Below are 25,148 nucleotides of genomic sequence, written 5' to 3' on the forward strand. Positions count from 1 at the left end.
TCAGGCGTGATCACCACGGGGTTCGATGTTGGCGTTGCGGTGAAAAACGTTGTCCGGATCGTACTTTCTCTTGATCTCGACCAAGCGCGCGTACTTGGTGAGGCCGTAGGTGGCCTGCACCTGCTCCTGCTCGAACTCGCTCATCGCGTTCACGTAGGAACCGATCCCGACCGAATGCGGGCGCAGAGCCTGCCAGAGGGAACGGACCCAGGTGCGCTCGGCCGGCAGCAGGTCGGAAGTGGGACAGACACCGGCCAGGAAGGCGGCGAAGCGAGGGGTGCGTTCCCCACCGAAGGCGGTGTCGTCGTCCCCGGCTTCGCAGTACGCCTCGTCCAGCCGGTAGAACAACATCATCGACAGCGGCGAGTTCTTCCTGGGCAGATGCTCGGTGACCACGGCGATCGCTTCGTCGGTGAGGGCTTCGAGATAGCAGCTCTTGTCGTAGCAGTACAGGCCCCACGCGGTGCTCTCGTCGAGGAGCCGCTGCAAGTCGACGTAAGGCATCGGGGTGACGAACTCGAACAGCGGCGGGAGCGTGTCGCGAATCCGCGCCAGGAGGTCGTGGTGTGTCTGCGGTGTTCCGAAACCGGTCACGACGAGGGCGTAGCCGGGCTGGAAGTGGTACTTCTCGGGCACGAAGGGAGCCGGCGGGGCGTTGAGTCCTGCGATCACGATGTTGAGTTCGCGCGGCAGCGTGTCGATGACCTCCCGGGCGAGTCGCAGCACCTCGGCGCCCTGGTCCAGCCCCCAGAACAGCATCCCGAACTGTACGACCGGTCCTACCTCGTGCAGGCGGAACTCGAACTCGGTCACGACACCGAAGTTTCCTCCGCCTCCGCGGATCGCCCAGAACAGATCCGGGTACTCGTCCGCGGAGGTCCGCAGGATCCGGCCGTCGGCAGTGACTACCTCGGCGGAGACGAGGTTGTCGATGCTCAACCCGGCTTGACGGGTAAGCCAGCCCATCCCCCCGCCGAGGGTCAGTCCCGCAACCCCGGTGTGACTGATCAGCCCGGCCGGGACGGCCAGCCCGTGGGCTTGGGTAGCGGCATCGAGATCACTCAGCAGCGCGCCGGCCCCGACCCGCACCCGCCTGGTATCCGGATCGACAGCTACGTGGTTGATCGGGCCGAGGTCTATCACCAGGCCGTCGTCGAGAACCGAGGAACCCGCGGTGCTGTGCGCTCCCCCGCGTACAGCGATCTCCATCGCGTGCTCGGTCGCGAAGGCAACCGCCGCCACCACGTCGGCGGTGTCACGACATCTCGCGATCATGGCCGGGTGACGATCGATGTCGGCGTTCCACACCCGCCGCGCCTCGTCATAGCCCGCATCGTCGGGACCGAGAACCGGCCCCGCCATCGTGGTTCGCAGGGTCCCGACGTCACCGCCGGTCGTGTAGGTCATGAGCGTCTCCTCCTGCCGGCACTACCTGACGCTGGGGTGACGACGCGCATTTCGGCGCGAAAACATACTGTTCCATCGTCGAACCCCACTATTACCGACCCAGGGTTGCTTTGGACCCATCAACCGTACGTCCGGCTCTCGGGGTGCCACAAGGGCGGCCGGGTTGATCGTGGCGCGCAAGAAACGGGGCGGTACCGGCCTGACGCGACTTGTGTGGATCCGACCCCGCTATCCGGGGTCGAGGCCACACACATCTGTTTCGGGCACGCCGTCTGGACTGTCTGCGAACTGCGGGGATACGCTTCTTTCGGCGCCCATCGAGAATCCGCTCACCCGACCACGCCGCTCGGTCCGACGTGATCTCGACGAAGGACGCATTCACCATGACTCACGACATCGCTACTTCGGCGCCTCCCGGCGCCACCGATCCCGACCGCCTGTTCACCAGCGTCGACCCGCGCGACGGGACAACCCTGGGCCAGTACCGCATCATCGGCGCCGCAGAGGTAGCCGCCACCGTAGAGCGCGCCCGCTCCGCCGCACGGTGGTGGGACGAGATCGGTTTCCGAGGTCGGCGCGATGTTCTCCTCGAGTTCAAGAAAGCCATTGCCGGTGAGGCAGATTCATTGGCTTCACTCATCTCCGCCGAGACCGGAAAACCGCACGACGACGGATTCATCGAAGTGATGCTCACCGTCGAGCACCTCGACTGGGCCGCACGGAACGCCTCGAAAGTTCTGGGGCCCCTGCGCGTTCCCTCCGCCATGCCGTCGATGAACCAGAAGGCGATCCTCGAGTACCTGCCCCTCGGTGTCGTCGGGGTCATCGGTCCGTGGAACTTCCCTGCGTTCACGCCGATGGGGTCGATCTCGTACGCTCTCGCTGCGGGTAACGCTGTGGTGTTCAAGCCGTCCGAACTGACACCGGGTGTCGGCATGTGGTTCGAGAAGACTTGGAACTCCGTCGCTCCCGGCCATCCGGTTCTCCAGGTGATCACAGGTTTCGGCGACACGGGTACTTCGCTTGCGCGGGCAGGCGTCGACAAGATCGCCTTCACCGGTTCCGGTGCCACCGCACGCAAGGTGATGGCCGTATGCGCCGAGACGCTGACGCCCATGGTCGCCGAGTGCGGCGGTAAGGACGCTGTGATCGTCGCCGAGGATGCCGACCTCGACAAGGCAGCGGAAGCCGCTGCGTTCGGCACGGTCCTGAACGCAGGACAGGCATGCGCGAGTGTTGAACGTATCTATGTCGCCGATCCGGTATACCAGCAGTTCGTCGACAAGCTCGCCGCCGCCCTCTCCCGCGCCCGTCCGGGCCCGGAGGACACCGCCACATACGGTCCGATGACGTTGCCGCGGCAGGTCGAGGTGGTGCGACGCCACCTCCGCGACGCGCTGGACCACGGTGCAACGGCCGTCATGGGCAGTCTCGATTCGGTCCGGGAGCGATACATCGAACCCGTCATCCTGAAGGATGTGCCGGACGACTCCCCCGCTGTTCAGGAGGAAACGTTCGGGCCGACGGTCGTCGTCGATCCGGTCCGTGACCTCGACGAAGCCGTCGAACGGGCCAACGGCACGCACTACGGTCTCGGCGCGGCGGTGTTCACGCGCAGCAAGAAACGAGGCTTGAAGGCGGCACGCCGGATCCGTAGTGGCGCAGTCGCGGTGAACAGTGTCTTCAGCTTCGGCGCGGTACCTGCCCTCCCCTTCGGCGGTATCGGCGAGTCGGGCTTCGGCAGGATCCACGGCGCCGATGGCCTGCGCGAGTTCAGCCGGCCGCACGCGGTGACGGTGGAACGGTTCCGCGCCCCACTGGCCCTGTTCGCGGTCGACACTCCCGAGCGGGACATGAGGATCGCGAAACGTATGTTCCGGATGCGTCACGCATGGTGATCTCGAACCGGGGCATTCCCTTCGCCCGGACGCTATCGGACGGATGGATCTACAGGTCGGTGATATCTGTCAACTCGTAGTGCAACGCCGCCGTCCGCATCAGGCGATGTGCGAGATGGACGCCGATGTGCTGCACGACCGGGAACTTCTTGTCGATGAGATCGCCGGCATGCTTCGACTCGTCACCGGACAACAGCCGGGCCGTCGCCCGGGCGGGCGCACCTGTCGGTTTGCCCGACCACGTGCAGGGCCGGATGCGGACTTCGGGGTAATTACGGAGCCGTTTGTTCTTCGACGCCTTGCCCGGCGTGCGGAAATAGGCGTGATCGGCTTCGACGACGAGGTTGACGGGGGTGTCCACCCACGTGCCGTCGCGCTTACGCGTCTGGAGTTGCACGACCTTCTCGTCGGCGAATCGGTTCGGAGCGTTTCCTGCCATTTCACTGATCCTCGTCTCGACGGGTCCTTCTATTGTGGATCGTCGGAGTGGCTGACGACATTGACGACCGTGCCATCCGGTGCGCGCACGAAGAACCGCCGTACGCCCCACGGCTCCGTGGTCAGCGGATGGACGATCTCGAACCCTCGACGCTGCGCTTCCTCGTAGGCGGCCTCCACCTCGTCGCCGACGTGAACCGAGATGGACGAGTCCACGGGGGCGGTCTCGTCGCCGCTGACCAACTGGACGACGGCACGACCGTCCGGAGTGGTGAACCGCGCGACCCACCCGAGGTTCATCTCTTCGACGCTCAGCCCCAGATAGTTCATGTAGAAGCTCCGTGCTTCCCCGATATCCGGGACGTTGATGTTCGTGGTGATGCCGGTCGGACGCATGCAGGTCGCTCCTTCGACGATCTTCGGTGGGATCGACCCCGCTCAGTGGGGCCCAACCCACGCAAATCCGTAATCACAGACGAGGCCGCTCTCCCTGGGCACTACCGCACCGTAACCCCGATTTGGTGTTCTCGACCGATTTACACGCCGTCGAGAACACCAAATCGGGTCGTCGCTTCGTCCCGCCTCCGGAGGGGGTTCCGCTCATGATGGTCGACGGTCTCGCAGCGAAGTTCTCCAGCAATTCGTGAATTCGAGTACACCACTACTCATGCCCCGCGGGTTCGACCCCGCCAGACTCGTATCCACGGATCGGCCCGTCCCGACAATCGGAGAACTCATGTCTCTCACCAATTCCACGGCCCACCCGAAGCTCGCACCCACCTTCGTCCGCTACAGCGACGACCTGGAGCGACGCGACCCCGACGAGGATGCCCTGATCGAGCGGATCGTCGAGTCGCTGCACCGTAACAACGAGTGGGCCGCCGAGAAGTACAAGCATGCGATCCGCGACGCCCACGCCAAAGGGCTCGGTGTCATGCGTGGGGAACTGACCGTGTATCCGAATCTGCCCCGGCCCTATCGGCAGGGACTGTTCGCGAAAGCCCGGACATATCCGGTGCTCGTTCGCTTGTCCAGCACGGCAGGCGCGCTTCGCAGCGATCAGGTGGGCGGAGTCCGCGGAATGGCGATCAAGGTTCTGGGTGTGAGCGGTGACCGGATCATCCCGGACGGACACACGAATCAGGATTTCATTCTGGTGAACAGCGATACGTTTCCGTTCGCCGATGTGCGTTCGTACGCCGGCAAGGGAATGCGGTTCGCAAAGATCCTTGCACGCACTCCCGACCCTCTGCTTCGGACAGCCTGCTTTCTCGCCCGAGGCGCTTCGCGGATCTTCACGCCATTGCACCTCACCCTCCCGAACGATGTGCAATTGTTTGCGCGACCGAACGATCACGTCCTCGGTGAGACCTATCATTCGGCGGCGGCGCTTCGTTACGGCGACCACGTCGCCAAAATCTGCATCACTCCCCTCTCGGATTCGGTCAAGAGCCTCACCGGACAACGCATTCCTCGCAGCGCCGGCGACGACGCGCATCGCCTGTCCGTCGAGCAGTTCTTCGCGCACACCAGTGCCGACTACGAGGTTCGCGTCCAGCTCTGCACCGACACCGAGAAGATGCCGATCGAGGATGCCACCGTGCAGTGGGCCACGGGCGAGTCACGGAATGTTCCGGTGGCCCGAATTCGGATTCCCCGACAGGACACCAGCAGCACGGCGCTGCGCACCTACGCCGAAGACGTCGTGTCGTTCAATTCGTGGACCGGTCTCGCAGATCATCGTCCGTTGGGCTCGATCAATCGGCTGAAACTTCGCGTCTATAACGCGTCGAGCGAATTCAGGCACCGCAAGAACGGAATCGACTGCGTGGAACCGACCACAATTTCCGATATTCCCGAATAGTGAGCCGTATTCGCACTGCTCGAACCATATTTTTACGCTCCCGGCCTCCTTATACTGAGTTACCGTGGCCATCAATTGGCAGTTGGTCGATCGTCCCGACGAATTCGATACGATCCGATCCGAGCTGACCGGAGACGGTCAGGGTGCCATCCTGATCGGCGCCGCCGGGGTCGGCAAGACCACGCTCGCGCACCTCGTCGCCGATTCCCTCGGTTCGCCCGTGCAGTGGGTGGCGGGCACCGAGTCGGCACGCGGCATTCCACTCGGTGCGTTCGCCCCGCTCGTCGATCCGTCCACGACCCGCGACGCCGTCGCATTGGTCGGATCCGCTCGACGGTCTCTCCTGCGGCAGGGAGACATCGTGCTCGGTGTCGACGACGCGCATCTGCTCGACCAGCTGTCGGCGACCCTGCTCCAGCAACTCGCGATCGAACACACGGTGCGGATCATCGCCACGATCCGCTCCGGCGAACCCGTCCCCGACGCCGTCACCTCGCTGTGGAAGGACGACTACCTGCGGCGCATCGAACTACGTCCGTTCACCAAAGAGGAGAGCATCCGTCTCGTCCGGTCCGTCCTCGACGGGCAACTCGAGGAACTGAGCGCCGACGTCATGTGGGAGATGTCCGGCGGCAATGCGCTGTTCCTCCGGCATCTCGTCGAAGGTGCCCTCGATGCGGGACATCTGGTGCAGGTGTCCGGTGTGTGGCAGCTCCGCGGGCAGACCGCCGCAACACCCGGGCTCACCGAACTGCTGGAATCGCGCCTCGATCGCGCCGGCCGGGAGGTCCGTACCGCTCTCGGACCGCTCGCCTTGTGCGAGCCGCTCGACCTCGACATTCTGCTCCGTATCGCCGGCGAGGACGCCGTGGACGCGGCCGAGATGCGCGACCTGATCCGCATCGAACCCGACGGCTCCCGGCTCGACGTGCGATTCAGTCATCCCCTGCTCGGCGAGGTCGTGCGGGGACGCATGGGCACCGCATCGGCCCGCAGGCTCCGCGGGCGGCTCGTCGACGAGCTACAGCAACGCGGGACGAGTACCGCTGCGGAACGCATCCGCCTCGCCGAGCTCTACATGGGCAGCAATCGCCCTCCCGACACCGAACTGCTCGTCACCGCGGCGCGCGACGCGGTCTCGTTGTCGAATCATCCGCTCGGTGAACGCATCGCCCGCCGGGCCTGCGAGCGCGGGGGCGGTATCGCCGCCGCCGAACTGCTGGCCCGCGCGCTCCTGTGGCAGGGCCACCCCGGACGCGCCGAGAAGACACTGTCCCGATTCGACCCGGAGGGCATGAACGAACTCGAGCTCATCCAGTGGGGCATGCCGCAGGTATCCATCCTCTTCTGGTCGCTCGGTGAGGTCGAGCGCGCCCACGAGATCCTCGACCTGCTGCGCGAGCGGACCCACCACCCCGCGTTGCGCACGCTCGTCGACGCGGTGACGGCCTCGGTCGCCGTCCACGAGAACAAGCTCGACGAGGGACTCGCGCTTTCCGCCGAAGTCCTGTCCGACCCGGACGCACTGGCCCAGGCGGTCGAATGGGCTGCCTTCAGCGCGGGACTGGCCATGACGGTCGCCGGTCGCGGCAGCGAATTCGAACCCATCGCTCGCCGCTGCTTCGACATGCGCAAATCGACCGACGGCATGATCCGTACGATGATCCGGTACGGCGACGTCGTCGCCCTCGCCCAGATCGGCGACCTCGCGCTGGCGGAAGAGCGGGTCGCCGAGATCTCGCACTTCTCCTCGTCCGGTCAGTACCTCGCATGGGCGATCTCCAAGATCATGGCCGCCGTGATCCACACGAACCGCGGTTGCTTTCCCGAGGTCGTCTCGGAGATCGAACAGGCGCTGGCTGCGCTCACGGCCGAAGTTCCCCTGCCGTGGCGAGTGCCCGCAACCATTCTTCTGGCCAAGGCGTACGCCGTACTCGGGCAACCCCAGCAAGCACAGCGTGTCCTCGACGACGCCGACGAACACACCGGACTTCACACGGCGATCCATCGTCCCACCCGGTTGATCGCACAGTCCTGGCTGGCTGCCGCCGAGAACTCCGAGCAGCGCAGCGTCGCCTTCGCCCGCGAAGCCGCCGAGGCCGCCCGCACGTCCGGGCAGTACGCCGTCGAGGCCGACGCCCTTCACGACGCCGCGCGCTTCGGAGACCGCAGTGTCGCGGGCCGCCTGGCCGAACTCGTCGACCACGTCGACGGTCCGGTGGCGTCGCTCCAAGCCCGCCACGCGGCCGCAGTGGCCAAGGCGGATGCGGCCGAACTGGACGCGGTCAGCGACGACTTCGAGCAACATGGGCTGTTCCTTCACGCTGCGGATGCCGCAGCGCTCGCGGCGTCCGCCCACACGCACGACGGCGACAGGCGACAGAGCACCGAATCCGCCGCCCGGGCATTCAAATTCGCCGCCCGCTGCGGTGGGATCACGACACCTGCGATCCAGTCTGCGGCCCACCCTTTGCCGTTGACCGCCCGCGAGCGGGAAATCGCCGCGCTCGTCGCCACGGGTCTGACGAACCGGCAGATCTCCGAGCGACTGTTCGTGTCGGTCCGCACCGTCGAAGGCCATCTCTATCGGGCATGTATCAAGCTCGGTGTTTGCGATCGCGAGCAGCTCGGACGCTTGATGCGCAACGAGGACGAGTGACGCTCGACGAGTAGTGCGCTACTCGCGACATGCCGACGGCAGCCCTCCATGCTGGGGAGAAGAACGCAGCGCCGTCCGGATCCGCATCGTGACGACGCGGAGATCCCGGGAGGAGCGCATGGTCACCGTTGCGACGTGGAACCTGGAGAACCTGTACCGTCCGGGGCACGAATCCGGACCTCCGAACGACGAGGTCTACCAGCGCAAGCTCGACACTCTCGCCGACATCGTGACCGAAGTCGACGCCGACATCCTCGCGGTCCAGGAGGTCGGTGACCCTGCCGCCCTCGACGACCTCGTCGCCCTGCTACCCGACCACTGGCACCGATGCCTGTCCGCCCATCCGAATCCGCGCGGGATCCGGGTGGGTTTCGTGTCCCGACCGGCGTTTCTCGACTCGTCCGAGATCACCGTCTTTCCGGAGCCACTGGGATCCGTGCGGGTGGCCGACGGATCTGCGTCCGGCAGCTTCGCCACGCGAATGGGACGGGGCGCGTTGAGGGTTCGGGTCGCGACGGAGATCGGTGTGCTCGATCTGATCACCGCGCATCTGAAGTCCAAGCTGCTCACCTATCCCGGTAACCGGTTCGCTCCACGCGACGAGGACGAACGTGCCCGCTTCGGTGTCTACGCGCTCTACCGGCGGGCAGCCGAAGCCGCCACCGTGCGAGCAGCGGCGACCGCTCTGCTCGACGGTGCGATCGAGGACCGGCCGCCGCGCGACGATCCCGCCGTCATCGTGCTCGGCGACCTCAACGACACCGCCGACGCCGCCACCACCCGGGTGCTCCACGGGCCGCCCGGCTCCCAGATCGGCACCGCCGGGTTCCCTCGTCCCGACCACAGCGACCGGACCCGCCTGTGGAACGTCGCCCCACTGATTCCCGAGAAGCACCGCTTCTCGCGGATCTTCGAGGGACAACCCGAGCTGATCGACCACATCCTCGTCAGCCATCGGCTGCTCGACCACCTCGAGTCCGCCACAGCGGTCACCGATGCGCTGACCGGAATCACCGCAGACCCCCGCCTGCGGCGGGCCACAGTGAACTCCGATCACGCGCCGGTCGTCGTGCGTCTCCTCTGACAGGCCCGCTCACTCGATGCGGAAGCTCGCGTACGCCTTGTCGCAGATGCGCGAGTTTCGTTCGACGATCTGCTGCAGGCAGTGCGTCTGCTCGATGATCCCCATACCGACCTCGGAGAAGGTGTCCTCGTGGTAGACGTGGCGCGCCAGCAGCGGGTTCGTGAACGCCTGTGTGAACGCGTCGTGGGCGACCATCGTGGTCAGCAGCTCCCCCATCATGCGGTGCCGGGGATAGTCCTCGGCGAAGATCCCCACGTACCACTCGACCGCGTCGACATCGCCGTAGAGCCGCGCGAGCTTCTGCTGCACCTCGACGTCCCCGGTGAGTTCGGCGAAGCTCGTCAGTCGTCCGAGTCCGAACGCCTCCCGGTAGTCGTTGAACGAACGCAGCCGCGCCTGACGCATCAGCCCGACGGTCCTCTCCTCCACCGACTCACGGTCGGGGCACATCGGATGACGGTCGACCAGGAAGGCCGGGGTGTTCCCGAGGCCGATCCTCGACGCCTTCTGCCGCGAGCACTGGTCGATGATCGACTCGATGCCCCGGTCGATCACCAAGGGATTGTTGTCGACGAAGTTGTACGTACTCAGCCGCTTCGAATCGAACACCACCGAATCCGGAATCAGCGAATGCCACCGGTACAGGAGGTTGAATTCGATTGCACACCAGTTCGTTCTGTTCCACGGCGCTTTGTCCGCCATGAACGGGACGAACTCGATCGGGAAGTCGAACGGTCCGATGTGTTTGATGTACTCCTCGATGACGATCTTCAACAGGATGACGATCATGATGTTGCGGGTGGTCTCGAACAACCGGTCGTCGTCCCACTCCGGGTACGCGCCTTCGAGAATGCCGGCGATCCGGTTATGTTCGCGGAGGAACAGCACGTTCAGCACGGTGTTGCCGATCGTGCTGTTGCCGTGCTCGAGTCCGACCGCGAACACCGACCCCTTCCGCTCGTCCGGGCACAGTCGGAGAACCGTCTCCAGCAGGTACTTCCGGTTGTGCAGCTTCGCGAACTTCGGAATGAACTGCAGCTCCTCCCCCGGTGTGCGCTCGGCGAACAGGAAGGGCGGATATTCCTCCTCGTCGATGACCTGACTGTCGAGGCGACCCCCGTAGCCTGCCCGCAGCATCGCAGTCTTGTCCTGATTCACCCCGTAGATCTGACACAGGTCGATCTCGTGGTTCGAGTCGTTCTTCCGCGGGTCCTTCCTGTTCGTGCGCAGGAAGCTGTCGGTGAACCACTGCGCGAAGAACGCGAACCACACACTCGTGTCGGTCGAGGGAATCTCACGGGTGCGCCGGAACAGCGCTACCACGTCCCCGACCGCCGGCAAGTCCTCCGGCGGTGTGGTGGACGGAGGGAGGTGACGACCGCTGTAGGTGCGGTCGGTCAGACTCGTCCACGTCGTGTAGTCGGCAGCCAGCGTCAGCGGGCGCGGACGCGGCGGCACAGCGTTGGCATACTTCTCGATCGCCAGTCTGCTGGCCTGCCGTCGAGCGACCGGGATCCGCCCGACCACCTCGGCCCCGATCCACGGAAGGCGACCGGAGAGCAGGGGCGACAACTTCATCGTGGCGTGGTGCCGACGTGGACGGCGAGTCGGTAACAGCAAAGGTGTGAACATCGAGGTTTCCGTCGTCGATATCGATGCCGGTGGAGACCGGCTAGATGCGAACCACCGAGGCGAGCCGGTACGACGCCGACAGCCGCCGGGGGTTGTTGTCCATGGTCAGCGGAGGTGAGTACCGGGAGTTCATGGTCACCCGGAAGACCACCGAGTCGGCCACGCGCGCATCGTCCCCCACCGTCCGGCGATGTGGGAAGCCCCACAGGGGATTCCACGACTCGTTGACCGGTCCGAGCGCCGCGGTGCAATCCAGCAGGAGTGCGGGATAGGTCGCCGCGACGGCCGGGTCGATCTCGACGCCGTGCCTTTCGGCGTTCGACAACATCCAGGCGAGGCTGATGTCGGCGAGCGAGGTCGTCGGGAAGCCACCGCCGACGTCGCAATGCACTCCCGCGAACCACACCTGTTCGATGGTCTGTCCGTCCGCCGCTGGGCCTTCCCAGAGGGTCGGTGGGAACTGGCGGCGCCGCTCGTCGAGCGACAGCGCGTGGTAGCCGGCCTTGACGTCCCGATGGAGCCGGGTATCCAGGAAGCCGTAGTCCTTCTGGTCGAGCCGACCGAAGAGCGCACCCGGGATTCCGAGTGTTCCGACCGTGTCCCACACGCCGATCATCTCGATGTGCCCGTCGACCATACGGATTCCGTCACGAGGACCGGCCCACTTCGAGTCGTCGCCTGTCCGGTTGCGGTAGGCGTGGAAGGCCTGGTCGACGAGGCGATCGGTGGGACGACGGGACGGCAGCCCGCAGTAGGCGATCATGCCGCCGAGGCTCCGCGCGGTGTACGCGCCGCGGCTGAAGCCGACGAGGAAGAGACGGTCACCTTCTTCGAAGACGTCGGCGATACGTCCGTAGCCTTCCCGTACGTTCTCGATCAGACCGTGCCCGAAGGCGCCACCGCGCAAGCGGGACAGCGGGTTCCCTTCCGTACCCACTCCGGGGTCGTAGATCCTGTCCTGAGTGGTGGTCGTCGCCAGCGCTTCGTGGAAGCGGTACACATTCGTGCGCGTACGCTCTCCCGAGTTCCAGGTTCCGTCAGCGCAGTAGATGATGTTCTTCGGCATGTCGATTCGTCCTTGCCGCATCGGTTCGAAACTGGTGCAACGATCGTCACGCGGCAGGGTGCGGCAGGCACGAGTAGTGCGCTACCCGATTGTGGTCACGCGGCGTCTCAGAACGGGGCGACCTCCGGGCACGTCCACTCCGCATCCCAATTCGCCGCGTCGGTTTCATCGATCCCTTCGAGCCGCGTCATGCTGATGCGCGAGTACTCGTCGACGGGGAGAACCAGGACATATCCGTACTGGGTCGTCCACCGCGCAGGAAGCAGCACCCAATAGTTCTGTCCGACCAACAGCGTTCTCAAACACTGGTACCGATAGCCGAATCGTTCGTCCGAGCTCGGATCGAGAACGGTCTCGTGGATGAGGTTCGCAGGCGCGTACAGGCGGTCGGCGGTGTCGAGGACGACGACGGTCTCCTTGTCCCACAAGTCGGCCGCGACGTTCTGAGCTTGCCCGCGGCCGTACTCGGTGGCGAAGATGTTGGTGCACCAGAACAGCGCCAATACGAGCGCGACACCCGCGAACAACCAGGTCGAGCGCTCCGCCGCCGACACCGTCGCGACGCCGTCCGTCCCCAACGCCGACCGGATGCCGACTCCGACGATGACCAGTACCGCTCCCACCGCCAGGAAGATCGGAACGAGGGTCGCGCTGCGCACCGGGGAGAACCGCGGCACCATCACAGCCGACACCGACAGGGCTACGAGCAGGACTCCCACGCCGATCGCGCTCCATCCGGCGCGCCGAACGACTCGACGTTGCCGGCCTCGCCGAACCAACCGCAGACCGTAGGTGCGGATCCAGAACGCCATACACGCCACCGCGAGGAACGAGACGAGCGCGGGATACAGGACGCTGACGCTGCGCAACACGTAGTCGGCCGTCGTGAAACCGAAAGCGCCCGTGTCGACACCGAAGTACGCGAAATATGCTCGGGCGGAGACGAAACCGAAGTAGTAACAAAGACCCGTCAGCAGGGTTGTCGGAGCGACGATGCCGGCGAGCAGGCCGACCCACATGTGCGTCGGATATCCCGTTGTCCGGCTTATTTCGTCACTCATGAGGGGTCGGCGCATGCCCGGGAGATGGTTCTTCGACACCCCGCACACCCGGCTGGGGACTCGACGTCATTTCTACCTCTGTCGGCGCTATCGAGGGCGACTCGAATGTTGGGCCGAGAAAAGGGTCTGCCGACGCAGGCTCGGAGCCAACCGAGCGTTCCGGAACTACGTATGGTGTAGCCCCAATTGGCGACGTCGCCTCAAACCAACCGGTGGCCTCGACCGTCGTGGATACGGACGCCGATAAGGTCGGGACCGGACCCCGGGTTACCGACGATGCGGGTATACGAGATTCCTCCGTGGTGCGATCGCACCCGGCAGTACCCGCGGCACACAACACCAACGCCACGGAAGCAAGCGTCGTGCGGAACCGTGACGTTGTTCTGAAGCCTTCGAGCGTGCGCATCTCGCAACCTCTGTTGGGAGCTCCTGCAATTCTTCGATCCGCGTTGACCGTAGAACCGACGGATACGTCCCGACACGAGTACTCCACTACTCGTTCGCCACACGAGGCACGACCCCGTGCACGGTTCGCAGTGACGGAGGCAATGACCCCATCCCGCAGTGCCGAATGCACTGTCCCACCACGAATCGAGTAGCCGCCTACTCTCCCCGGAGTGCTTGCGCGCTCGTAGCTTTCTTCTCACAGACCGCGGACGGATCCGCGTTCCTCCAGATCGGAGTCCCGAGAATGAGTACGCAACCCGGACAGTGGCGGCTGTTGGACGAAGCCGAGGCTGCCGCACTCTCCCTGGCCGACGAATCGATGCCGGTGACGCCGACCGTCGACAAACCCGATACCGACTCCCCGGCCTACACGGCAACCGCGTCGGAGCATTTTCCCGGTTCGAACGATGCTACCGATGACAACGGGGACGCCGATCTGCCGGCCGACCCACCGCTCACGACACAGGAATAGATCATGGGACTCTTCTTCCGCAATCGGACGGGCGAATCCGTCTGGGTTGCATATGCATACAGTTCACCGGGATGCCCGGACGGCGGCGACTGGGCGAAGAAGGGCTGGTGGCGGCTCACACCGGGTGCCACGGCCAAGGTCCGGTCGGGATTTGTCGGTGGTAGCAAGTTCTTCTTCTACGCGCACGGAGAAGGCGGCAGCCCCGAATGGAGCGGGCCGTTCGTCACCAACCTGCCGCAGCAGGCATTCGACTGGTGCTGGAACACCGCCAGCTCGTCGGGAACCGACCGCGGTCTCCAAAAGCTGATCGTTCCCACCACGAGCCTGGACCACACGGTCGTCTTCAGCTGATCGGCTTCCGATTCATCCACCCGACGGCGCCGCGTCATCGTCGCGTCGTATCCACAAGGATCGAACATGGCTACCAAGAATGGCAGGACCAGCCGCACACCCCGCCCCGAGAAGGACGAGCTCGCCGTCGCTCTGCGGAAGTTCATCCGCACCAAGGGCGCCGACTATCTCGACGATCCGAATGTCTCGTCTGTCGGCGTCGGTTACAAGCACGTGGACGGCAAACCCACGGACGAGCTCGCCGTGCAGTTCACGGTGAACGAGAAGGTATCGGAGCCCGAGGCTCTCGAAGCGTTGGGCACCTCCCCGCTTCCCGAGAGCATCACGGTGAACGGTGTCGAGGTTCCGACCGATGTGATCGAACGATCGTACGAACCCGCATTCCGCCGCGTCCCGGAGGCAGCGACGCCGCCCCGGAAGACGCGGCTGGATCCGATCGTCCCGGGTGTGAGCGTCGGGCACACGAGTGTCAGTGCCGGGACGATCGGATGCATCGTCTACGACGTCGACAACCACACCCCGTACATGCTCAGCAACTGGCACGTGCTGCACAACGCGGCGGGTCGGGTGGGTGACACGATCGTCCAGCCCGGTCCGCACGACGACAATCGCATCGACGACAACCGGGTAGGACGACTCGTGCGGTCGCATCTCGGGCCGGCCGGGGACTGTGCCGTGGCGACGATCGAGGACCGGCAGTTCGATCCGGAGATCTGCGGGCTCGGCGTCGTTCCGGACGCCATAGGAGAACCCGAGCTCGGCGACACGGTGATCAAGAGTGGTCGCACCACCGGCATCACCCACGGTCTGGTGCGTCGTGTCGATGTGATCGCCAAGATCACGTATCGAGGGGTCGGCACGAAGTCCATCGGTGGGTTCGAGATCGGACCTGACCCGAAGCACCCCGCAGCCGACGGTGAGATCAGCAGCGGCGGCGACTCGGGATCGGCATGGATGTTCCGGTCCGGAACCGGCGCAGCGACCACAGTCTTGGCCGGACTGCATTTCGCCGGCGAGGCCAACGGCAGCTCCGACGAGCACGCGCTGGCGTGCCTGCCGCAGTCCGTCTTCGAGAAGCTGGGCGTGACCTTCACCCCGCCCGTGTCGGAAGAGGCGGTCGCGGCCGTCGGCTACGACCCGAACTTCCTGCCGACGCCCGTCCCGCTTCCCGACGTGACGGCCGAGGTGAAGCCCGACATCGCGAAGGCGAACGACGACTCCGAGGTGCTGCACTACACGCACTTCTCGCTGACGATGCGCAAGTCACGTCGGTTCGCGGCCTGGGTGGCGTGGAACATCGACGGCGGTTCGATGAAGAAGCTCAGCCGAAAGAACATCGACTTCGTCAAGGATCCACGTCTGGCGGCGGACACCCAGGTCGGCAACGAGCTGTACCGAGCGAACCGACTCGATCGCGGGCACCTCGCACGACGCGCCGACCTGTTGTGGGGCAGCACGAGCGAAGCAACGAAGGCGAACACCGATTCGTTCTTCTACACCAACATCACCCCGCAGATGGACGACTTCAACCAGAGCGCCCGCGACGGCGTCTGGGGCAAGCTCGAGGACGCGGTCTTCGCAGATGTGGAGGTCGACGACCTGAAGGTGTCGGCGTTCGGCGGCCCGGTGTTCGCGGACGACGACCGCGAGTTCAGGAGGGTGCAGATCCCCCGCGAGTTCTGGAAGGTGCTCGTGTTCATGAAGAACGGCGAGCTCGAGGCCCGAGGCTTCCTGCTGAGCCAGAACCTCGACCAGCTCGAGGTGCTCGACCTCGACGAGTTCCGGGTCTTCCAGGTTCCGCTGGCCGAGATCGAACAACGCGCCCGGCTGCGGTTCCCGCAGGCGTTGCGAGATGCGGATCTGCAGGTCGCGGCGGAGGCGATCGCCGAGCCACTGGATTCGGTGGCCGCCATCCACTGGTGACGGCTCAACCGATGCGAGGACGCGTGAGGCGTGTCCGCGGAGTCGTAACGATTCCGACCGATGCACCCACCACGACGGCGCGGGTCGTAGTGGAGGTCAGGGACGTGTCGTACGCGGACGGGACTGCGCCTGTGCTGGCGAGTGTCGAGATGGAAGACATTCCAGTGCGGCCCGGGGGGCGTATCCCCTTCGTACTCGACGCATCGGAAGTGTCTGCTGCTACGGCACTGTCGCTGCGTTGCCACGTCGACCTCGTCGGTGACGGTGTGGTCGCGGTCGGCGATCTGCTGTCGACTCGGTCGATACCGGTGCCGGTGACCGGTGACGCCGGTCCGCTCACGGTGCCGGTCGACGTGGTCACCTGACGACTCTGCGATCACAACCTCTACGGGAGAAGGTCATCGAATCCCGTACCGAACGAATCGATTCCCGACCGGGACGGTTCACACCCCACGGAAGGAACACATCCCATGTCCATCGACGAAGCACCACTCACCCCCGCCGAGAACTACGGCGACACCGGCGAATATCGGTCGGGACCGGTCGCCGGCACGACCCTCGTCCACACCGCCGACGGTGATCGGGAAGTCCGGTACGCCGACGTGGACGGCCTGGCCGTGTTCGAAGGCGACATCGTGCTGGGTACGGTCGAGGAGGTCGCAGCACAGGCCGGTCCCGAAGGCATCGGCGTCACGGGAGCTCACCTGCGCTGGCCGAACGCGACCGTCCCGTTCGAGGTCGACCCCTCATTCCCCAACGCCCAGCGCATCACGGATGCGGTAGCGCACTGGAATGTCAACACCCGAATACGGTTCATCGCGCGTGCGGGCCACGCGAACTTCGTTCGGTTCCGCCCGAGCACAGCGAGCCGGTCACCGGTCGGTATGCGCGGTGGTCGTCAGGACATCGAGATCGCTGCCAATGCCCCTGTCGGCACCGTCGTCCACGAAATGGCCCACGCGTTGGGACTGTGGCACGAGCAGAGCCGCGAGGACCGCAACAATCTCGTCGAGATCCGTTTCGCGAACATCGATCCCGCCAGTGCGCACAATTTCGACCAGCACATCACTGACGGCGACGACATCGGTGCCTACGACTTCGGTTCCGTCATGCACTACTCGGCGACGGCCTTCAGCACCAACGGGCAACCCACCATCGTGCCGAGAGTCCCGCTGCCGCCCGGTGTGGTGATGGGGCAACGGAACGGCCTGTCGCGCGGCGACATCACCGCAGTGCACACGCTGTACCCGGATTGGTCGGGCATCGGTGACCGATGGCGCAACATCGGAGGCGTCTTCCCACCGGGAGCACCGCTGTCCGTCACGTCACGTGGCGCCGGCAACCTCGACGCGTTCATCACAGGCAACGACGGTCGCGTCTACACGTCGTGGTGGTACCAGGGCAACGACTGGTCGGGTGTCGGTGATCGATGGCGGAACATCGGCGGCGTCTTCCCCAAGGGTGCTCCCGTCACCGCGATCGCGAAGTCGTCGAACAGCATCGACCTGTTCATCACCGGCAACGACGGACGCGTCTACACGTCCTGGTGGTACTACGGCAGCGACTGGTCGGGCCTGGGCGACCGCTGGCGCTCCATCGGCGGGTTCTTCCCTCCCGGCGCACCCATCTCGGTCACTTCACGGAGCCCTGGGAATCTCGATCTGTTCGTCACCGGAAACGACGGACGCGTGTACACCTCCTGGTGGTACCAGGGCGGCGACTGGTCCGGCATCAACAACAACTGGCGCAATATCGGCGGCGTGTTCCCGAAGGGCGCACCGGTCACCGCAATCACCAAGTCGTCGAACAGCATCGACCTGTTCATCACCGGCAACGACGGACGCGTCTACACCTCCTGGTGGTACCAGGGCGGCGACTGGTCCGGCATCGGCGACCGCTGGCGTTCGATCGGTGGTTTCTTCCCTCCAGGTGCCCCGGTCGCGGTCACGTCGCGCAGCGCCGGCAACCTCGACGCGTTCATCACGGGCAACGACGGACGCGTCTACACCTCCTGGTGGTACCAAGGCGGCGACTGGTCGGGCCTCAACAACACGTGGCGGAACATCGGCGGTGTCTTCCCGAGGGGTGCGCCGGTGAGTGCGGTTGCCAAGTCCCGCGACAGCATAGACCTGTTCATCTGCGGAAACGACGGACGTGTCTACACGTCGTGGTGGTACCAGGGTGGTGATTGGTCGGGCATCGGCGACTGCTGGCGAAACATCGGTGGGGTGTTCCCAGCCGGCCGTAAGGTAACCGCACTCGCACGTGGTCCTAAGAATCTCGACGCAGTCATCTGCGGCAACGATGGTCGCGTGTACACGTCGTGGTGGAAGGGGTCGTAATCCAGAAGGCCCGGGGACCTGTCTCCGGACCGCCTGCGCCCGTACACCTCTCGCGCGCTGAACCGAGACTCGCCCCGCGTGTAGCGCGAGCGAACCTCGGTTCAGCGCGCGAGGAAACCCACTGCGCTTCCCTATCGTCTACGTATCGAATTCGGGTTCGATCATTGCCGGCAGATCGTCGTCCCTATCTCCATTCGGATCCGCCCCACAATCAGTGGCCAAATGTCACGATGCTGCTCGTCCCATGCTTGAGCCGAGCAATAGATGGCTCTCACGTGCAGGACATCTTCGATGAACGATTCGGATTGACAGAAGAACCGCATCGACCGAGCGCTCTCACCGCACGACCTCCGGTTCAGAATTCGTAGCGCGAAAGCCTCACGGCTCGAGCGACGGATATTGTGCCGGGATGAGCTACGCGGCACTTGACCCCCTCGACGTCGCCGGCCGCGTCGTGCAACTCCTCGAAGCCGGTCGCCGCAATTCCACGTACAAACTCGCGACTGTCTTGGCACTCGTCGACATCTGCGTCGAGAACACCGCTGCTCCCGACGGGAGTCTCACCGTTCCGATCGACGAGATCGCGCACCGGATCATCGGCTATTACTGGAATCAGGTTCGGTCGTTCCACCGCCATGGACGACTCGTTCAGGTCCGGCGCGGACGTTCGATCCCGGATCGCATCGCAGAGGTCAGAGACATCCTGATATCCGATGGGTTTCGCACCGCGGAGGCAGCTCAGGAGTCCGCCCATCCGGTCTATCGACGACTCGTTCGCTCCGTGCGGCTGACGATCGCACAACAACCGCTCACGCATCTTCAGACCGTCCCCCACAGCGGTACCCGCGACGAGTTCTTGTACGACGCGACGGGATTTCACAAGAAGATGACCGTGAGTGACGTCGACCGGATCGCCGTCATCGTGCTGCGTCCAGGTGTGCCCGAGGGGCTGCGCCGCACATCCGTGCTACTCAGAACCTTCGTCCGCTCCGTATGGGCGCACGATGTCATCGACCTCAACCGCGCCGAACTCGATGCCGAGGACATCGTCAGCTTTCTCTTCGGCACCGACCGCACCGCGCTGCGTGCTCTCGTCGACCCGCTCCGTGACCTGCAGTCGGGTCGCTGCTTCTACTGCGACGGTCGTCTGCAATCCGAAGTCCACATCGATCACGTGGTGCCGTGGTCGATGATCCCCATCGACGGTGTTGCCAACCTGGTGGCAACCGACGCGCGATGCAACCTCGACAAGTCGGCGAGCATCCCGGTGCAGGACCATGTGACGCGAGCCCTGGAACGGAAATTCTTGGCCGACGTTTCCAGCCTCACCCGGATCCCGGTTCTGCACAAGCGGACGGCGTCGGCCGCTCACGGCGTCTATGCGGCCTTGCCTTCCGGCTCGGTGCTGTGGAGATCGTCCGGTACGTACCAGCCGCACTCGCCCTGAACGAGTTGCGGCAACCCTCACCGATATAGTTCTGTCTGCGGCCCGACGGACTTCCGCTGCGACGAGCAGCCACGGACATGCCCCCACCCGCCCGAGTGGATTCGTGCTGCCTTGGGGGCCTGACTGTGACGCTGCTTCGTACCACCGCCCGCCGGATCGTCGACCTCGATCGTCCCGAATCGCTTGCGGAGCAGTTGTTGGAACAGATGTTGTTTCGCACGGGACGACGCGCCGGAGAATCCGAGCAGAAGTCTTGGGCACGGAGCCTGCCCGTTCTCGCTCGCGACCTCGTCGACGCCGGGTTGGACGACGTCGAGATGCTGCTCGAATATCACCTTCCTCTGACGTCCCAGCGTGCCGACGTCGTCCTGGCGGGGACGCATCCGCAGACCGGTGCGGCTTCGTATGTGGTCGTCGAGTTGAAGCAATGGTCGGCTGCGCGGCGGTACGAGGACAACCCCGAACTTGTCGAGGTAGCCGGGATGCCGGGAGGACCGAAGCTGCACCCGGCCGCGCAGGTGAAGGGGTACTGCGACTATCTCGTGGACTTCGCCCGTACGGTGTCCGATCAACCCGACGCTCTTGCCGGTATCGCTTACCTTCACAACGCCACCGACCAGAGTGCCGTCGCCGATTTGCGTTCCTATCCGATGAGCGTCACTGGGCGCATGTTCACCGCTGCCGAGCGCGGAGACATGATCGCGTTCCTTCGGAGCCGTCTCGCCCCTGCGCCTGGCTATTCCGCCGGCGACGCTTTGATGAAGTCGGCGATCGCCCCCTCCCGGCAACTCCTCGAGGTTGCCGCCGCAGAAGTACGCGACCGCCCCCAGTTCCATCTGCTCGGAAACCAACAGCTCGCCGTCGACCTCGTACTCCACGAGGTCGAACAGTCACGTGCCGCAGATCGCAAGCGCGTCATCATCGTCACCGGTGGTCCCGGCAGCGGCAAGAGCGTGGTGGCGTTGTCACTGCTCGGCGAGCTCGCGCGGCGCGGACGAACCGTCCTACACGCGACCGGGTCTCGATCGTTCACACAAACCCTCCGGAAGGTTGCGGGACACCGTGCGCCGCGCGTGCAGAAGATGTTCAAGTACTTCAACCAGTTCATGACAGCAGATCGCAATGGGTTGGATGTCCTCATCCTCGACGAGGCCCACCGCATTCGCGAAACTTCCGTAGACCGCTACACCCGAGCCGAACTCCGCACAGACCGACCGCAGGTCGACGAACTCATCGCGGCCGCGCGCGTCCCTGTCTTCCTTCTCGACGACCACCAGGTGGTACGCCCCGGAGAGATGGGGTCTTTCGCCCAGATCAAACGTTATGCAGCCTCACTCGGGCTCGAGACGCAGCACATCCACCTGGGAGAACAGTTCCGCTGCGGGGGTAGCGAAGAGTATCTGCTGTGGGTGAAGCGGCTGCTCGATCTGGAGGACGGAGGGCCGTTCGAGTGGAAGGGCGATCCGCACTTCACCGTTCGTCTTGCGGACAGCCCCGAGGAGATGGAACTTTTCCTCTCCCAGCAGCGGGAGCGCGGATACTCGGCGCGGATGACGGCAGGCTACTGCTGGCCGTGGAGTAATGCGGACAAGGCCGGAAATCTGGTTCCCGACGTTCGGATCGGCAGCTGGGCGCGTCCGTGGAACAGCAAGAGCGACCGCCGGGTCGGCGACGCTCCCCCAGCTGCGTTGTGGGCTACCGAGGACGGCGGCTTCGGCCAGGTCGGTTGCGTCTACACCGCCCAGGGTTTCGAATACGACTGGAACGGAGTCATCCTCGGACCTGATCTGGTCTGGCGTAACGGACGATTCACCACGGCCCGAGAGGCCAACCGCGATCCCGACTTCAAGAACCGCACGCGAATTTCCGACGTGCGCTTCGACCGGTTGGTCCGCAACGTCTACAAGGTGCTGCTCACCCGTGGAATGATCGGCACCGTCATCTACTCGACCGACGCCGAAACGCGCGACGCGCTCCGCGCACTGATCGCCGACTGACACCTCACGACGAGTATCGAACACCGAGCACGGCCCGACGGGCTTCCGCAGCAGGACATGCCCCCACCCGATGCGAACCTGAGAAGGCGCATGGGCAATGACCAGCTGGATCGTCAAGATCAACGAGAAGACGCCACAACACTGGGATTACGCGCGGGACGATGGCTTCTGGGATGTGCGTAGCCCGTCGTACTTCAAGAAGATTGTGCCCGGTGACGACATCTACTTCTGGATAACGGGTCAGGGCAACGGGTTCGTCGCGTATGCACGAGCAACTTCCGGCCTCTACGAAATCACTCCCGGCGCGCCGCCCGCACACTGGAGCGACGTTCGGACCGGCGGTTACACCCACCGATTCGAGTTCGACACAATCAGTAAGGACGTAGCTTCATCGCCCACCTGGGCTCAGCTACAGAAGTTGCTCGGGAGGAATCTCGCGGCGCAGGCCGGGGCAAATCAAGTGTCCGACCCGTCTGCCGAGAGTCGCTTGCGCTCTCTGTTCGGCGCGAAAGCCGATCTTGCTTTCGCCCACTTCCCCGTCGTCGATATAGAGCTGCCCGCCAGCCTTCCCACCTACGAGAAGGGCGACGACGTCCGTAAACGCGCTCAACGAGCCATTGCTGTGCGATATGGTCAGCCCAAGTTCCGTCGCGCATTGCTTGCAGCCTATGAACGTCGTTGTGCAGTCACGGGATGCGACGTCGAGGCGGTCCTGGAAGCAGCCCATATCGACCGCTACTTCGGAGAGCACAGCAACCATGTGACCAATGGTCTGCTCCTCCGCGCCGACCTCCACACCTTGTTCGACCTGCAACTGTGGACAGTGCGCAGCGACCTCACAGTCGCAGTGGCTCCCCAGCTCGAGAGCAGCGAGTATGCAGCCTTCGCGGGCAAGCGGATTCGAGTACCGAAAAGCTCCGCTCATCACCCTGACGCTGCGGCGCTCGCTCGGCATCGAGACGCGTGCGACTGGGTCCGATCGGCTTCATAACTCTGGCAGAAGAGCATTATGGCGATCGCCGCAGAGATGTCGTGGCCCGCGTGGCCATGTAAACCGTTGCGCTGAAGCGACTTAGAAGGTTCTCCTTGCGCGCACGACCGAAGGAGTGCCAAGATTTCAAGATCGTCACCGATCCGCGTGGCGTCACAAGTGAAGAAGGCCCGCCAGGAGCGGCAACTCCCGACGGGCCGGATGTCCGACTAATTGGGAGTCGAACGTGGGCCAGAATACCCTGGCTGGCGGCGTGCGTCGTGGACCGCGCCTTGCCAGCAACTTCACCATCCTCAGCAACGCCGTCATCAACGACGAGCGTCTGTCCTTCCGAGCACGAGGCGTGCTCATCTGGTTGCTGTCCAAGCCGGACGACTGGCGTACCCGGTCCGACTCGATCGCCGGCCAGTCGCCGAAGGAAGGACGCGACGCCATCCGCTCCGCTCTCCGAGAGCTTGCCGAACTCGGTTACCTGATCCGCGAGAAGATCCAGAGCGAGCGCGGTCAATGGATCACCATTCAGACGATCTACGAGGAACCGCATGTCCAGCCGGGGCCTGAGAATCCGACCCGCGGCAACGCGGACGTCGGAGAGCCATGCGGTCTTTTAAGTACTGATTCACAAAGGACGGAAACCAACCGCACGTCGCGGCTCTCGAACGCATCGCACAGTCCCGAGATCGCACGATTAGCGGCGGCATGTAAAGAATCCGGACTGACAGCGACATTCGCGTACCTCAGGCCGGATGCCGCAGCCGCGATCGACGCGCTGATCGCGACGCACGGCGTCCCGACGCTGGTGACAGCAGCGAAGGCAGCGCACCGCCCCAGCGATCCGATGCGATATGCGCACGCGTGGCTGCCGATGTGGCAGGGACTGTCCGTTCCTCGGATTCGACCGGCGAAGTGCGGGGAATGTGACGAGTACGGGTGGCTACCGGACGATGAGCATGGCAGAGCGGTGAGGTGCCCTTGCCGAACCGCTCAGGCAGCGTGACGGACAGCGACCGTACCCCGGTCGTGTCCACTCACTGTTCGACCAGTTCCCCGGAGCGACCAACGCCCGCCTTGGCATCGTCTAGTCCTCGATCAGCCTGGCAGTCGCCGGCGCGCAGAAGCTGTCGGACCGACCGGACCGACCGGCGGTTCCGAGAAGCGCGTCTTGGCACCATGCTGCTCGAGCCAGAAACGGTCCCCAATGTTTGCCACGGTCGACACCCAACTCGCAGCCTGCTTCAGGCCCCTGATCCGGATCCATTTCTGAGTAGCGGGGGGCAACGCGGTGACGATATCACCGGCTTGCTGCATGGCCATGCCGGCATACCGCGATATCGCACCTCCCCGTTGACCGACGAATACGTGGGGGTAGACCTCACACACCAGTTGACGACCTGAACGGAGATAATGGGAAGCCCGTACCTCGAACTCCACCGCTCGCGTATTCCGCGATCTCGAAAGACCACCGCCGTTGAGGAGAGTATCCGTCACCGACCCAACCGTCAGAGGCCAGCGGCAGCGACGACGCTGGTCGATCCGCTCTTCGGCCTGTCGATCACCGCGGAGCGTTTCGATCCAGTTGACTGCGACCTCAACAATGTCGTCCTCCACGACGAAGGTCCCTACTTCCTCCGCTGGATCGATCGTTGTGACGTCGTCCGGTGTGTCCGCCCACATCCCCGCCGCCCCGTCTCCCGTTCAGAAGATGCGTCCGATCTAATCGATGGAGACGCGGGGATGAACTTCGCATGTCTTCACCCCTGTGGACGTCACCAACTGGGTGGTGCGCACTCCGACCGACGACACCTTTTTGAATCCCGTGGTTACCCAAAGCGGATTCCGCAGTAACGGCCTCACCCTGGCTGCCGACGGAGTGGCCCCGACCCACGAGGCCGCCGATCAGGGTTGTGATGGCAGAGAGACGCCGTGCTGCGGCGGGGCCTTCTGCAACCGGCAGCGAGTCGCAGCATGTCTGCCTTCCCGATCTGGTTAGTTAGAGCACGTCTCATTTGGTGAGTTTCTTGAAGCAGGTCAGCGCAGCGGCGAGTTGGAGAAAGGAAGCAAAGTTCTCA

The 25,148-nt window shown here is 64.5% G+C and carries 20 protein-coding genes; 13 read left to right on the forward strand and 7 right to left on the reverse strand.

The window, feature by feature from the left end; all coding sequences use genetic code 11:
- A complete protein-coding gene (locus EQ874_RS19975; protein ID WP_064063215.1) occupies positions 1–1,407 on the reverse strand; it encodes an FAD-binding oxidoreductase in 1,407 nt (468 codons plus the stop codon).
- Between the two features lie 383 nt (positions 1,408–1,790).
- Here EQ874_RS19975 and EQ874_RS19980 point away from each other — a divergent pair, with 383 nt between their 5' ends.
- Positions 1,791–3,305 (forward strand): aldehyde dehydrogenase family protein, encoded by a 1,515-nt coding sequence (locus tag EQ874_RS19980; RefSeq protein WP_129977884.1) that lies wholly within the window; start codon positions 1,791–1,793, stop codon positions 3,303–3,305.
- 49 nt (positions 3,306–3,354) lie between these two features.
- Here EQ874_RS19980 and EQ874_RS19985 read toward each other — a convergent pair whose 3' ends face one another.
- Positions 3,355–3,744, reverse strand: coding sequence for a PPOX class F420-dependent oxidoreductase (locus EQ874_RS19985; protein WP_129977885.1), 390 nt, complete (start codon positions 3,742–3,744; stop codon positions 3,355–3,357).
- A 29-nt stretch (positions 3,745–3,773) separates the two neighbouring features.
- A complete protein-coding gene (locus EQ874_RS19990; RefSeq protein WP_129977886.1) occupies positions 3,774–4,139 on the reverse strand; it encodes a VOC family protein in 366 nt (121 codons plus the stop codon).
- A gap of 538 nt (positions 4,140–4,677) precedes the next feature.
- Here EQ874_RS19990 and EQ874_RS19995 point away from each other — a divergent pair.
- The 3 genes from EQ874_RS19995 to EQ874_RS20005 all read left to right on the forward strand — a co-directional run bounded on the left by EQ874_RS19995 (position 4,678) and on the right by EQ874_RS20005 (position 9,350).
- Positions 4,678–5,607, forward strand: coding sequence for a catalase family protein (locus EQ874_RS19995; RefSeq protein WP_347400877.1), 930 nt, complete (start codon positions 4,678–4,680; stop codon positions 5,605–5,607).
- A gap of 64 nt (positions 5,608–5,671) precedes the next feature.
- A complete protein-coding gene (locus EQ874_RS20000; protein WP_129977888.1) occupies positions 5,672–8,266 on the forward strand; it encodes a LuxR C-terminal-related transcriptional regulator in 2,595 nt (864 codons plus the stop codon).
- Positions 8,267–8,384: 118 nt separating this feature from the next.
- Positions 8,385–9,350, forward strand: coding sequence for an endonuclease/exonuclease/phosphatase family protein (locus tag EQ874_RS20005; RefSeq protein ID WP_129977909.1), 966 nt, complete (start codon positions 8,385–8,387; stop codon positions 9,348–9,350).
- Positions 9,351–9,359: 9 nt separating this feature from the next.
- Here the strand turns inward: EQ874_RS20005 and EQ874_RS20010 are convergent, their stop codons facing one another.
- The 3 genes from EQ874_RS20010 to EQ874_RS20020 form a co-directional block, all read right to left on the reverse strand.
- Positions 9,360–10,928 carry a peroxidase family protein gene (locus EQ874_RS20010; protein WP_165369282.1) on the reverse strand — a complete coding sequence of 523 codons (1,569 nt, stop codon included), beginning with the start codon at positions 10,926–10,928 and terminating at the stop codon, positions 9,360–9,362.
- Positions 10,929–11,022: 94 nt separating this feature from the next.
- The gene (locus EQ874_RS20015) at positions 11,023–12,048 is read right to left on the reverse strand and encodes a DUF2235 domain-containing protein (RefSeq protein ID WP_242496828.1); all 1,026 of its coding nucleotides are present in this window, start codon (positions 12,046–12,048) and stop codon (positions 11,023–11,025) included.
- Positions 12,049–12,155: 107 nt separating this feature from the next.
- Complete coding sequence (locus EQ874_RS20020) at positions 12,156–13,109, reverse strand: hypothetical protein (protein ID WP_129977891.1); 954 nt, start codon at positions 13,107–13,109, stop codon at positions 12,156–12,158.
- Between the two features lie 691 nt (positions 13,110–13,800).
- Between EQ874_RS20020 and EQ874_RS20025 the strand changes: the two genes are divergently transcribed.
- The 9 genes from EQ874_RS20025 to EQ874_RS20060 all read left to right on the forward strand — a co-directional run bounded on the left by EQ874_RS20025 (position 13,801) and on the right by EQ874_RS20060 (position 24,076).
- A complete protein-coding gene (locus EQ874_RS20025; protein WP_060654427.1) occupies positions 13,801–14,028 on the forward strand; it encodes a hypothetical protein in 228 nt (75 codons plus the stop codon).
- A 3-nt stretch (positions 14,029–14,031) separates the two neighbouring features.
- Positions 14,032–14,379 (forward strand): DUF1036 domain-containing protein, encoded by a 348-nt coding sequence (locus EQ874_RS20030; RefSeq protein ID WP_129977892.1) that lies wholly within the window; start codon positions 14,032–14,034, stop codon positions 14,377–14,379.
- 66 nt (positions 14,380–14,445) lie between these two features.
- Positions 14,446–16,302 (forward strand): DNA/RNA non-specific endonuclease, encoded by a 1,857-nt coding sequence (locus tag EQ874_RS20035; protein ID WP_129977893.1) that lies wholly within the window; start codon positions 14,446–14,448, stop codon positions 16,300–16,302.
- A 209-nt stretch (positions 16,303–16,511) separates the two neighbouring features.
- The gene (locus EQ874_RS22950; protein ID WP_165369283.1) at positions 16,512–16,667 is read left to right on the forward strand and encodes a hypothetical protein; all 156 of its coding nucleotides are present in this window, start codon (positions 16,512–16,514) and stop codon (positions 16,665–16,667) included.
- A gap of 105 nt (positions 16,668–16,772) precedes the next feature.
- Entirely contained in the window at positions 16,773–18,644 is a 1,872-nt protein-coding gene (locus tag EQ874_RS20040) for a M12 family metallopeptidase (RefSeq protein WP_129977894.1), read from the forward strand.
- A 409-nt stretch (positions 18,645–19,053) separates the two neighbouring features.
- Positions 19,054–20,091, forward strand: coding sequence for an HNH endonuclease domain-containing protein (locus tag EQ874_RS20045; protein ID WP_129977895.1), 1,038 nt, complete (start codon positions 19,054–19,056; stop codon positions 20,089–20,091).
- Between the two features lie 125 nt (positions 20,092–20,216).
- Positions 20,217–22,088 (forward strand): DUF2075 domain-containing protein, encoded by a 1,872-nt coding sequence (locus tag EQ874_RS20050; RefSeq protein ID WP_129977896.1) that lies wholly within the window; start codon positions 20,217–20,219, stop codon positions 22,086–22,088.
- A gap of 97 nt (positions 22,089–22,185) precedes the next feature.
- Entirely contained in the window at positions 22,186–23,079 is an 894-nt protein-coding gene (locus EQ874_RS20055; RefSeq protein ID WP_129977897.1) for an HNH endonuclease, read from the forward strand.
- A 226-nt stretch (positions 23,080–23,305) separates the two neighbouring features.
- Positions 23,306–24,076, forward strand: a complete 771-nt coding sequence (locus tag EQ874_RS20060) for a replication protein (protein WP_129977898.1) — start codon at positions 23,306–23,308, stop codon at positions 24,074–24,076.
- Between the two features lie 92 nt (positions 24,077–24,168).
- Here the strand turns inward: EQ874_RS20060 and EQ874_RS20065 are convergent, their stop codons facing one another.
- Positions 24,169–24,687, reverse strand: coding sequence for a hypothetical protein (locus EQ874_RS20065; RefSeq protein WP_129977899.1), 519 nt, complete (start codon positions 24,685–24,687; stop codon positions 24,169–24,171).
- Between the last annotated feature and the right edge of the window lie 461 nt (positions 24,688–25,148).

This window comes from Rhodococcus sp. Q1 (assembly GCF_004153645.1).
In the GTDB taxonomy this organism is placed as follows: Bacteria; Actinomycetota; Actinomycetes; order Mycobacteriales; family Mycobacteriaceae; genus Rhodococcus; species Rhodococcus gordoniae.